Raw genomic sequence first — 12641 nt, forward strand, 5'->3', positions numbered from 1 at the left:
GGGCAACGACTTTTTTGACAAATCGACTCCTGTAATGATTTCCATATCTGCGATAATGTCTTGCTGAAACTCTTTTATAAACTCGAGTTCTTCAATTCGTTCCTTTAATTTTTTAATTTCATCGTTTTTACTCATACCTTTATTTTGTTGCACTAAAGTACTGTATTTTTTTATCCAATATCCAATAGTAGTTCTAGGAATACCATATTTTTTAGAAGCGAAGTTGGTTGAAATCTGACCATTCTGAATTTGGTCAACGACCAATAGTTTGGTCTCTAAAGTTACTTTTTGGTACTTTTTTTTCTGCCAGTGTTGTTTTTGGTTTTTCATAAGTGACTATCATTAATTGCTTAATTTTTAGTCAACCTATTTCAGGAAAGTACATTTCCACTATTATTTACAACGGTCAAGTATAAGAGCAGTAGCGGATTTAATGAACTGACTTTTCGGATAGCAAGATACTTAATTAAATGCAAAAACAGTTCGAGTTTACACTCAAACCGCTATTGCTTTTATATAGTGTTGTAAGCTGGCCTTCTTTTCTGTCGAGGTTGTAAAGTCCTTGTCCACTGTGAGTTTCGGTGTTGTTGTCGAGTTAAAATTGGGTCTGTTTGTGTCGGCTGTGGGTAGCGGTTTTAAAAATTTTAGAAGGGAAGGAAATTTTAAAAAATAATTTTTCATTGGGTGGTAAAGGTGTAAGCTCTTTTGCAATTTTTGGACTGTGCGTTGGCTTATGCGAATTGCAAATGTGCTTACACCTGTGTGATGGCTATTTTCTTCTGTTAAGCTTTTCTTTCGCTGTGTCCACTAAATAATAAACCATAGGAACTAAAAACACAGTCAAAATTAAAGATGATAGAAGTCCGCCAATGATTACCCAAGCTAAACCGTTTTTCCATTCTGCTGCTGTTCCTGTTGCCATTGCAATGGGAAGCATACCAACAACCATTGATAGCGTTGTCATTAGGATTGGTCGCATACGACCTTTTCCTGCAATGATTAAGGCTTCTTTAAAATGTTTGCCTTCTGCTTTTAATTGATTGGTGAAATCCACAATTAGAATAGCATTTTTTACTACTAATCCCATTAGCATAATTAAACCCAACAAGGCAAATAAACTCAAATTGCTCAAAGACAAATTCAAAGCGAAAAAAGCCCCAATTGCAGCTACTGGTATAGAAAACAAAACTACAAATGGATAAACAAAACTGTCATATAGTGCTACCATAATCAGGTAAATCAGCAAAAACGAAATCAGCAAAACTGAACCTAATGCTCCAAAACTATCATTCTGTCTTTTGATGTCGCTACCCCAAGTCATTTGTATTCCGTTTGGCAAAGGATTTTCTTTGAGATATGCTACTACATCGTCTGCTACAGTTCCTGATGGTCTGCCCAATGCGTCTGCTGTCAAAGTAACTGCTGGTTGTCTGTCTTTTCGCTCCAATAGTGAAGGAGAATTGTCTTGCTCAACGCTTGCAAATTGTGAAACTTCAACTGGTATCCCCAAATGGTTAATAATTGAAAGTTGTTGGACATCTTCAAAATTTCGTCTGCTAAATTCATCTAACCAAATTCGCACAGGATATTCCGTTCCGTTTTCAGTTAGGGTCGCATCATCATTTCCTGTAAATGCAGTTCTTAGGTTCAATCCAACATAAGCGGTTGTTAAACCCAATCGTTGCATTTTATCTTTGTCGGGCATTATTTTGTATTCAGGGCTACCTGCTTCAACGGATATGCGAACATTATCCGCACCGGGAATTTTTTCAATTACCGTTTTCAATTCATCGCCTGTTTTCATTACCAAATCCAAATTGCTACCGCTTAACGTAATTTCAATTGGTGCTGAACGTGGAATTAAACCCAATGCTGCCATTGAATAATTGATACTCGGAAATTTTGACTTTAGTTCTTCCCGAAGATTTTTCATAAATGTTTCAGTAGGTAAATTATCCAATTCCTTTTTGGATTTTAATTGAATCGTAAATTCAGTTTTATTTGCTGAACCTACACCCAAACTCCCAATGCCTGTGCTTGGTCCGCCAATGTTGCTGAATACTGTTGCTACTTCGGGTTGTTGAATAATGTATGTTTCAATCTTTTGAGCAATTAAATTGTTTTGCTGAATGGAAGTGGATTTATCAAATTCTAATGCCATTCTAAATTTACCTTGGTCGCCTGTTGATATTAATTCTTTTCCAATAATTCCTTGTTTCATAATACCTAATGTCATTGCAAAAAGCACAATAACGATACCTGTAAAAGCTAATTTATGGCTCAATACCCATTCTAATCTGCGACCATACCATTCATTAAAATTTTCTAATTGAATTTCAAACCAGAGCAAAAAGCGATTGAAAAAATTGGTAGGTTGTAAGTCCTCTTTTTTGCCAATTCGAGAAGCCATCCAAGGCGTTAAAGTAAAACCAACCAATAAACTGGTGAGAGTAGAAGTTACTACTACAACCGAAAACTGCTTTAGCATATCAGCAACAAACACTTGTAGAAAAAGAATAGGTAAAAAAACCACAACGTCAACTAAGGTGATGGACAATGCAGCAAAGCCAATTTCCATTCTGCCATCCATTGCAGCAGATCGTTTGTCTTTTCCTTTATCTAAGTGCTTTTGAATGTTTTCTAAAACTACGGTAGCATCATCTACCAAAATACCAATGATTAAAGACATTGCAAGCAAGGTCATTAAATTTAGGGTGTAACCCAAAAGCCACATCACAGCGAATGCGGTAACTAAAGAAGTTGGAATAGCTACCAATACGATTAAGGAATTTCTAAAACTTCGTAGAAATAAAAGCATCACTAACGACACCAATAATACCGCTAAGATTAAATCAAAAACAACAGAATTAACGGCTGCAATCGTGTTGTCGGTGCTATCGTCTGCAATAATAAATTTCACACCCGAACTAGCATTTTGTTGTTCGATAGATTGAAATTTCTCCCGAACTGCTTTTGAAACATCTACTGCGTTTGCATCTCCTTGCTTTTTCAGCATAAGTCCAATACCGTTTTTACCATTGTAGCGACTTATGGAAGTTGTTTCCTTTATACCGTCAATAACATCTGCCACATCTTTTACATAAACAGGACTTCCTAGAACTGGCATTGCCACCTGAACATTTTTAATATCTTCAATAGATGCAAATTTCCCAGTTAAACGAACTGAATTACTTTCCTTCTCGGTTTGCACCTTTCCAGCAGGTAAGTCTAAGCCAGAACGATTAATTGCTTCAACAATCTGAACCATTGAAATTTTATACAATTTCAGTTTGTCCTGATTTATTTTTACTTGTATTTCTCTTTCTTCACCACCTAAAACAGTAATCTCTGCAACACCTTTTATTTGTTGTATTTGTGGCAGATAATCATCTTTCATTTTTTGATAAAACTCAGTTGCAGACAAATCGCTTGTTGCACTAATAGACATTATCGGCAAATCATTGGGCGAAACTTTACTCATTACAGGACTCAAAATCTCGTCAGGTAAATCTTGTCGAATATTATCAATATAGCGTTGTGCGTCTTGCATTGATTTGTCCAAATCGGTTCCGTAGTTCAGATTGGCGATGATGATAGAAGCATTAGGCAATGATTTTGTTACCAAATAATCTACACCCTCCAAGTTGGATAAAGCATCTTCGATTTTTCGTGAAACGGATGTTTCTACTTCGTTTGGTTCGGCACCAGGGTAAACAGTTTTAATTACAACTACGGGCTGATTAAAGTCAGGCATCAATTCGTAACTCAAATTTTTATACCCGATAAATCCTAATAAAGTAAATACGCTGAAAAGCACTATGATCAGCGAAGGACGTTTGATTGATATTTCTGTAATATTCATTTTTCGCTGATTTTATTTAACAGTTACATTCGCTCCATCAAAAAGATTGATGAAGCCATTCGTTACAATTACATCACCTTCATTTAATCCATTTGAAACAACAGCTTTGTTTTGTATCTTTTTTGAAATAGTGATGTTTTGCAAAATTGCTTTGTCATTTTTCACAACATAAACCTGTGGTTGGTTATCTGTGCCTTGTATGGCAGATGACGGTATGATAATTCCCTTTCCAGACGTTTCGTTTTTGAGTAGAACTTTACCAAACATCCCAGATTTTATTTTCAAGTCCGATGTGTTATTTACCGTAAACTGAACAGGAAAACTACTTCCCATATTAGCTTTACTGCCAACCATAGTAGTTTTTCCAGTCAATAAAATTTCAGAATAGGCATCTGCCGAAAGAGAATAGCTTTGATTTAATTTGAATTGGCTTAAATCTTTTTCGGGAACATTTACGGTGAATTTTAAAGTTGTAATGTCCGTTATTTGAAGTAATGGAATTCCGGGTGCAGCAAATGCCCCTTCTTCACTTAATTTAGCAGTAACTACTCCGCTAAAAGGAGCTCTAATAGTGGTTTTGTTTATCTGCTCTAACAAAGTTGCTTTCTGAACTTTTGCAGATTTCAAACCTAATTCTGCTTTTTCTAATTGAACACCTTGAATGGCATCTGCTTTAGCCAAAATGGTATAGCGATTTACATCTGCTTCCAATCCTTCTATTTGCAATTCAATAGTTTGCAATTGCAATTTCAGCAATGAATTATCCAATTGAATTAAAGGTTGACCTTTACTTACCACGTTTCCAGCATCAACTAAAATGGCGTTAATTTTCCCTTGTAATTCGGCACTTATTTTGGTTTCCTTATTCGGCTGAAATGTTCCTGTATATGAATATTCTGCATTTATAATTTCAAGTTGCAATGTATCTACTTGAACATTTATAGCTTGTTCTTTATCGTATTGATAGACTCTTTCTTCCGCAATATTTTTGTTTGTTCTGAGCTTAAAAACAAATAAGGCAGCAATCACTATTGCGACTATAATACCTATTATTTTCTTCCAATTCATTTTGACTGATTTTAATTATTTAGTGAAATGTTTCCTGTAAGTTTTTTTAATTCGAGATCTGCTTTTAGGTAATCTATTACCGTAGTCAGGTAGGTTTGCTGTGCTTCGCGTAGTGCGTTATCTGTGAGTAAAACATCCGTTAAACTTGCCGTTCCTTGCTTCTGTTGAAGAAGGGTTTGTTCGTAGATTGTTTGTGCCAATTGAATTTGTTCGGTTGTGGTTTCAACCGTTTTTTTAGTGATTTCTCTTTGCTGTTTGGCATTTTCAACTTGCATATTATTTTGCTCAGTAAGCATTCCAAACTGAAGTTCATTGTTTCGGAGTTCAAGTGTTTTCTGAAGTACTTTTCGTTTGGTAACTGTTCCGTTAAATAGCGGATAGGTTAATTGAATACCTGCAAAACCAATCGGATAAAAATCAAGGAAAGAAGAAGGTTCTCCGTTATAACCAAAGCCTGTTGTTCCATACATTCCAACCAGATTAAGCGAGGGCAAATACCTTGATTTGTTGAGTGTATTGAGTTCACTCCATAATAAGCGGTTTTGAGTTTTTATGATACGAATATCTAAAGTGGATGCCGGAGTATATTCATTTGTGTTTTGATATTGAATATTTGGTTCAATTTGCAAATTATGTTCTATAGAAATGCCCATAGCAAATTTCAACGCATTAAGAACCTGCTCGTATTTGCTTTTGATAGTCTCCTTTTGGGTGGTTAATTGTGATACTTGCAATTTCACCTTGCTTACATCTGTTCCTTTAGCAAGCAATTGTTCATTGAGCAATTGCATATTTTTTAGAAGTCTTTTTGCATTAATCAGATTACTGTCAATAAATGCCAATTGATGATGCAAGATTTGGGCATTGTAATACAAATTGGAAATTTCAAAATAGATTTGCTCTTCGGTTTTTTGATACTGCAAGTCTGTCAATTCCGAAGCAATTTTTGTTGTTTGTATTGCTCCATAAACCTGCGGATTATACAAAGGCATTGAGAGTTGCAAGTTTGCGTTGATGTTATGCGGAACGCCAAACTGTGCTGCTCTATATTCTCCTTCGGGAGCTGCAGGATTTAGTGCATTGAGGGGTAAAAGCTGATAGGGTAGGTTAGTAAAGTATTTGTAATCCGCATTGGCTGTTATTTTCGGAATTAAATTGGCTTTGGCTTCTTTCTCTCTTTGCTCACCAATAGCTATATTGTTTCTAGTTATTTGCAGGTTTTTGTTATGAACCAGCGCTGTGTCAATACATTGTTGCAACGACCAAGTTTGTGCATGAGCAGATTGTAATCCTCCTATTATCAATAATAGAGCAACATAATGTTTGTGAATATTCGCTAACTTCATTGGTCAAATTTTTTTATTTTAATAAGATAAGTTGAGATTTTACAGAAGCATACAACCAATGTTTTACATTGGGAGTAATATTCACATAGTCGCCTGACTCCAACTTAATTTCCTGCTCGGTTTCATCTTCGTAGGTTACAAATCCACTTACGCAGAGCAATAAAGCAGGTGTTTTGGTGATGTGTTCTTTCAAAGTTCCATTTCGTTCAAGTTGAATTGCAGTAGTTGTACCAAGTTCGCCTTTAAATAAGTTTACAGCTGAAACTTCTTTTTCATGTTGGTGTAATTCTATTAAATTTTTCATTGGAAATATTGATTGTATGTTGAAAATGAAGCTTGAAGATCTGTGACAATCTTGTTTGCTTGTTCTGTTGATTCTGCCTTCGACAAAGATTCGATTAATTCAATGTGTGGGTATAACCACTTATGCAATTCATCGTGACTTTCACCTTTCATTGTGCAACTCTTTATGAGTCCACTATTTTTTTCTTTAAGTTGAGCAGCCAAAATTTGATAATCTTGGGATTCGCTTTCAAGGTATTGATTCAAAATCCCCTCTGCTTTAAGGATAAAAGGTTTCATCTCTTCATTCACAACCCATTTTTCACCACTATTGAGTTGAAGGGCTTTACTTTCATCATCGTGATGATGTTCATTGTGTTCGACTACATAAGCTTGATTATTTGATTTTTCGTTTGTGGAATTGCCACAGCCAAATAGCAAAAGGCTAATTACCGAAAGTGTTAAGATTACTTTATTCATTGCTTTGTTTTTATGATTGTTAATAGTGATTGTATCAAGATGCTTCCGTTTCGGATGATGTCAAATTGGAATTTTGCCACTCTCCATTTGTACATTTGAAGCCTAAAAGCACCCATCACGATATGAACTAAATCTTCAGAAGTAATGGAATTGGTGAAAATGTTTTTTTGCTGTCCTTCCAGAATAATGGGCATCAAATGTTTCATTTTTACCGCCATTATTTTTGATATGGTTTCGTTGATACGTTGGCTTTCTTCCATCAAACCGTCAGAGAATACAGCCACTACAAAATGTGGATGCTTTTTAAAGAATAAAAATTGATTTAGAAACAGCGCTTCAAATTTTTCTTCAGGCGATTGTTCGCTTTTAATCGCACGAGAGTAACGCTCATCCATATTTTCAGCAAGATATTCAAGTAAGGCAATAATGATTTCTTCCTTGCTAGCAAAGTGTCTGTAAATAGCACTTTCAGAAAATTTCATTTCCTTAGCCAAGTTCTTAATTGTTAGCCCACTTATTCCTGAAGCCGTCAATATTTTTCCTGCTGCTTCAATGATTTCGAGTTGTCTATCGGAAATTTCTGCCGTCATGATTAATTTAAGTTAGTGAGTGTTCACTCTGCAAAGATAACTGAATTATGTTCACACATACAAGTTTTTTGGGAGAATACTTTAAAATCTAACCAAAATCATCTGGTTCGGTGAGTAATTGGCTCTTTTGGGGTTTGTCTGTGTTGCCTTGTATGAAAAGGGCAAACCCCAAATGTGCCAATGTGCGGCTGGCTAAAATTATTTTTTAAAATGTGTGGTGGGGAAATTTTTAAAACATTTGGGTCGGTTAGTGTGTCGCCAAAGTTAGTCCGCAAGTTTATTTTAAGATGTCAAATTTCGATTTTCAGTTGTCTGTTTTTCGAATTAGGTTCGTTTTTTGGCTTGCTTACAACGTTGTTGTATAAGGTTAGTTGCGTGTTTCAAGCAACTAATTTACCAGATTAATCACGAACGGCAAAATTCCGAAGGAATTTCCCAAGTGAGCTAAAACTAGCAATTAATTTTATACGGTGTTGTAAACAGGCTTTTTTCATTCTATAATTCCGCTAAATGTTTTTGATTCGTTATAAACAGTAATTCCAAAAAGATTCCATTTTAAAATTCCATTAGCAATAAATTCCGCTTTTCCATTCATATTCAAATTGTTCGTGTCTATTGACTTAAATTCCCACAAATAACCGCTCACAATTCCAGTCAAATAACTGTTACTTTCAATTGGGATATATTCATTCTGTTCAATAGAATATTTTACAAGCATGTTTATATCAAAAGTCCAATTATCTTCCAATTTTACTTGTTGAATTTCCAAGTTATTTTTTCTGTCATAGTTTTCTGTTATTGATATTCGGTTAGAGTTTTTTCCTGAATTAGATGCAGAAATTATTTGTACAATTCCGATTACCATTATAAAGATTGAGACAAATTTAAATTGTGGATTAAATATTTTTTTCCCTTTAGCTATAAATCCAACAATTAGATAAAGAAAGTAAAGAACAATAATTCCGTTTATTATAGACCAAATCAAATGTATCATAGTTTTCGTTTTCAGCTTGTTTACAACGTTTCTCGTATAAGGAAAGTTGCGTAAATTTAGCCAAAAATAACTAATAAAATCAGGCTTTTACGCTTGCGAGGTTTTTCGCCAGAAAAACCTTAAAAAGCAATAAATTTTACACGGTGTTGGCAACAGTTTTTTAATTCTTTTTATTCACAGTATTTGGATCAAATCCGTAATAGAAATTATTCAATTGTCCATTAGAACTTTTAAGTCCGACAATGTCCATTATTTCCTGAAAGTATAATAGTATTCTTTCTCTATCTTCAGAGTCATAACCCAATTCAACTTCAGGAAATTTTAAAAGCCCTATTCTTATTGATTCCTGATATTTTTCCTCTGTAGGATTTTCAGATTCAGAAATTTTTTGAAATTCCAAAGCAACTTCATTTATTTTTTTTGTCAAAATTGGTCTCAACTTTTCATCTGAAATATTTGGTGAATAATTTTCAGCATAGAATTTCTTCTTTTTAATAAATTCAGCAAATTTTTCCTTTGCATTTTTAGGTGTTTTCATTTTGGTAATTTTCTTTTGTCCACAGTTAGACAAAGTCATAAAGCAAATTAATATTTTGATGCAATTTTTCATTCCTTAAATTGTTGCCAACGTGTTTGTGTATGATTTGTTGCGTGTTTTAAGCACTAAAGTTAATAAATAAATCACAGATAGAAAGTCCGCGAGGACTTTCGTAAATTGGATGAAAACCAGCAATAAATTATACACAGTGTTGGTAGCCGTTGTTTATTTTTCAGAGTTTACTTTGCGTTTTAAAATTGTATTCCAATTCCTAAACCGTACCCTTCATGGTAGGTTATATCACGAGGTATTTCTGCTTTAATAATAGGTGATTTTAATTTATATGAATCATTATCCCAAAAAATATTGAAGTTTATATTTATATCATCATTTTTTTTAATAGGAAATTCTAAACCAAACCTAGCATTTCCATAACCTGCTGAATTGTCTATTTTTCCAAATATTCCTATACTTTTAGCAGCCATAAAATAAAAATTTGCGGATTCATAATTCTTAAAATAATAACGAAGTAATCCTCCAATTTTTAAGCCTGTTAAACTTCCTTGAGTTTGATGTTGTATACCACTTATTACTCCAAAAGTTAGTTTTTTCAGTAGTGGATAGTTAATTGTATAGAAGGATGCAAAAGATAATTTACTAGTTAATATGGTTTCACCATTTTCAAATTGATAGTATATTCTTTGAGGCAACGAGGTTTCAATTCCGAAAGTTTGAATTAATTTTGGAGGTAATTCATTAAAGGCTCTATCATTTTTAGAAATCTCTTTTCCAGTTTTTATAGCGTCATATATGCTTACTTGGCCATAAGAGAAGTTAATTAACGATAATATTAAAATGAAAATAATTTTATATTTCATTAGTTTATAAATTAAATAGTTTATTAAGAACAAATGTATTCTATAAATAGAATACATTTGTTCTTTTAACTTTTATTTGACTATAAATCAAACCCTAAATTTAATTGAAACATTAGGGGAAAAATATTTCCTTTACCATTAGAGTCAAAATAATAAATAGGACCAACATCAAACAGTAGGTGGAAATTTTTACCATATTTTCTTTGCAAACCCCACGTAGGACCAACAGCAAAATCAAAGTTAGTTGTCATATTAAAATTACTGCTTATAGTGTTACCTCTTGCTAATAATCTTGCAGAAATAAAATTTGCTGAATTATTATCAGTCATAAGTTTTTTTGTTTTTCGTTTTTCAAAATTATAGAAAAATTTATATTGCAAATCTAAAAAAGGGTTTATTGAATATAAAAAACCTGAACCACCTGTTGAAGTGTGTGGATAAGAACCTCCATAACCAATTCCTAAACTGGTTGAGAAAGTAGAATTACTAGCAACTGGTAATTCTAATTCTATTGCAGGGTTTAAGAAATTTACTCTCCATACTTTTTTTGTGTTTTTTTCTTGTGAATTAATATTCTCTGCTAAAGAAAAACAAAATATTAAAGCGATTAGATTTATTGATAGATTTTTCATAATATTTATTTTAGTATTAGTCTTAACCCTTTCCATTCGTTGCCTCTTCTCGCTAAACCATAAATATCTATATATTTTTCTTTGTAATCTCCTAAAGAAGTAAAACCAGAACCAGTAAAATTACTTAAACCATAATCTGATGACCAATTAGCACCACCATCTGCTGAATTAACACTCACTTGCCAAGCCCAATCTGAAAAAAACTTTTTTTGAACTTCTGCCACATTATAAACTCTCTGAAATTCATCAAAGTAAAGCAGATCTACTTCATTAAGGTTTTTTTGTACAGTTACAAAAAACCTTTTTCCAATATTAGACGATGCTTGTTCTTTCAAGAATTCTGCACCTAGTTTATAAAGTTGCTTTATGTTTGAATCATTTAAAACATTGTAACTTATATCAGTATTAATATTTACTCCAAGAACACGACCTATATAAATGTTTAGTATGGCTTCGTCTCTAAATTCGAAAAATGGAATTTGAGCGTTATTTAAAATTTTAATTTCAATAGGAGTATATATTGAATTATTATTTTTAATAGAAAATCTACCATTATGAATATATAAAGGTTGTGTTGTTAAAGAGTTTAATGTATTTTGAACAAAATTTTGTGCATAACCAATGTTTGGTGCTGGTAAATTATAAACTAAATGAACCTTATTTATTCCTAAAACAATCTCGTCAGATTTAGTATTATTCCACCAGAACCAACCTTCTTTGTGTGTTTCAGCCTCGATACCTATGGATCTATAAATGAACCAAGTTTGATCCCAATAGTCTAATTCAAATCTATAGTCGTCATTATTAAAATATTCATGAGCATATTTATATGTTCCAAATATATTTTGAAACCAATTTTCGCTTCCGTTTTCTACAGTTCTTAAGTTTTGAATTAATTGATTTAACCCTATATTAGATGTTTTTGCATTATACGTTGTAGTTGAACTTCCACTTCCAGAACCTGAACCTCCACCATAACCTCCACCTGACCAACCACCTCCACAATCTTCATTGTCATCAAGAGGTGCTATAAATCTATGAATACCTTCATCTACTTCACGAATACCTCCTTCAGCTCTTCTATAGTCACACATAGAAATTCTAGCTAAACTTTTATTTTGAGTAGAAGTTGATATATGATTTCTTATTTTTAAACTATCTTTTAATTCTCCAAAAAATAATCCTTTAGGTGTAAATCTGTATAACTTACCATCAACAATTATTTCATTTTCATTATTAATAAAAGCAGCAAAAACTTTATCTCCTATTAGGTTTGAATTGTCAGTATTAACTGTGCTTTTTCTTTGAAATTTTTCTTTTCTACTAGATATTTTTTCTAATAATTCAATATTTTTAGAATTGATAATTGGTTCTTCCATAGGTATAAATCCTTTTTCATAAAACTTTTTGAAGGATTTTTCAGCATTTTCTCTATTACCTTTTTTTAATAATTCAATTTTTGAAGCAAGTTCTTCTTTAGATGTAAAACTGAATTTTCCATTTTCTAAACCGATATCTGACAAATCTTCACCTACTAGTACTGGATTTTGCTCTTGTAGATTAGATTCGCAGGCACCTATAAATATTAAGGCGGTAAACAAATAAACAATTTTTAGTGTTTTTTTCATGATTTTTAATATTAATACTCATTTAAGGTCTTGAGTTGTTAGTTTTCGACCATTTGTTAGTTTTCATTTTTACTTTTAAAATAGAGAGGTGTAATTCTTTTTTTAAATTCCTTTAGTAGGATGGACTTGAATTCACTCTGTATCTCTTCGCTCAAATGGCTACCAACGTTTATGTGTATTAAAAGTTGCGATTTTGTGCCATCGTTATTTTCAGAAGGAAAATATAAGATTGCAAAAAAAGCAACAATTTTTGGTTAATCTAAAATTAGCAATTTTTTTTACACGGTGTTGTAAATAGTAGATTTTTTTCCAGTTAATAATTCCATTGTAATTTTTCGCACTT

General features: G+C 32.8%; 12 protein-coding genes. All 12 read right to left on the reverse strand.

The window, feature by feature from the left end; all coding sequences use genetic code 11:
• On the reverse strand, window positions 1-330 hold a 330-nt coding region (locus ACW9UN_RS16375), incomplete at its 3' end, for a helix-turn-helix domain-containing protein (RefSeq protein ID WP_459487445.1).
• A 439-nt stretch (window positions 331-769) separates the two neighbouring features.
• Complete coding sequence (locus ACW9UN_RS16380; RefSeq protein ID WP_459487446.1) at window positions 770-3862, reverse strand: efflux RND transporter permease subunit; 3093 nt, start codon at window positions 3860-3862, stop codon at window positions 770-772.
• Between the two features lie 12 nt (window positions 3863-3874).
• Window positions 3875-4930, reverse strand: coding sequence for an efflux RND transporter periplasmic adaptor subunit (locus ACW9UN_RS16385; RefSeq protein ID WP_459487447.1), 1056 nt, complete (start codon window positions 4928-4930; stop codon window positions 3875-3877).
• Between the two features lie 11 nt (window positions 4931-4941).
• On the reverse strand, window positions 4942-6276 hold the full coding sequence (locus ACW9UN_RS16390) for a TolC family protein (RefSeq protein ID WP_459487448.1): 1335 nt from the start codon (window positions 6274-6276) through the stop codon (window positions 4942-4944).
• A gap of 13 nt (window positions 6277-6289) precedes the next feature.
• The gene (locus ACW9UN_RS16395) at window positions 6290-6580 is read right to left on the reverse strand and encodes a cupin domain-containing protein (protein WP_040252219.1); all 291 of its coding nucleotides are present in this window, start codon (window positions 6578-6580) and stop codon (window positions 6290-6292) included.
• Window positions 6577-7038, reverse strand: a complete 462-nt coding sequence (locus ACW9UN_RS16400; RefSeq protein WP_459487449.1) for a hypothetical protein — start codon at window positions 7036-7038, stop codon at window positions 6577-6579. The genes ACW9UN_RS16395 and ACW9UN_RS16400 overlap by 4 nt, the downstream gene beginning before the upstream one ends.
• Window positions 7035-7628, reverse strand: coding sequence for a TetR/AcrR family transcriptional regulator (locus ACW9UN_RS16405; RefSeq protein ID WP_040252213.1), 594 nt, complete (start codon window positions 7626-7628; stop codon window positions 7035-7037). Before ACW9UN_RS16405 ends, ACW9UN_RS16400 begins: the two co-directional genes overlap by 4 nt.
• A gap of 490 nt (window positions 7629-8118) precedes the next feature.
• Window positions 8119-8622, reverse strand: coding sequence for a hypothetical protein (locus ACW9UN_RS16410; RefSeq protein WP_459487450.1), 504 nt, complete (start codon window positions 8620-8622; stop codon window positions 8119-8121).
• Between the two features lie 160 nt (window positions 8623-8782).
• Window positions 8783-9160, reverse strand: a complete 378-nt coding sequence (locus ACW9UN_RS16415) for a DUF4844 domain-containing protein (RefSeq protein WP_459487451.1) — start codon at window positions 9158-9160, stop codon at window positions 8783-8785.
• Between the two features lie 251 nt (window positions 9161-9411).
• Window positions 9412-10038, reverse strand: coding sequence for a hypothetical protein (locus tag ACW9UN_RS16420; RefSeq protein ID WP_459487452.1), 627 nt, complete (start codon window positions 10036-10038; stop codon window positions 9412-9414).
• 80 nt (window positions 10039-10118) lie between these two features.
• Window positions 10119-10670: a hypothetical protein gene (locus ACW9UN_RS16425; protein WP_459487453.1), complete on the reverse strand. Its 552-nt coding sequence runs from the start codon at window positions 10668-10670 to the stop codon at window positions 10119-10121.
• Between the two features lie 5 nt (window positions 10671-10675).
• Entirely contained in the window at window positions 10676-12298 is a 1623-nt protein-coding gene (locus ACW9UN_RS16430) for a hypothetical protein (RefSeq protein WP_459487454.1), read from the reverse strand.
• Window positions 12299-12641: the final 343 nt, after the last annotated feature.

Source organism: Polaribacter litoreus (genome assembly GCF_054584775.1).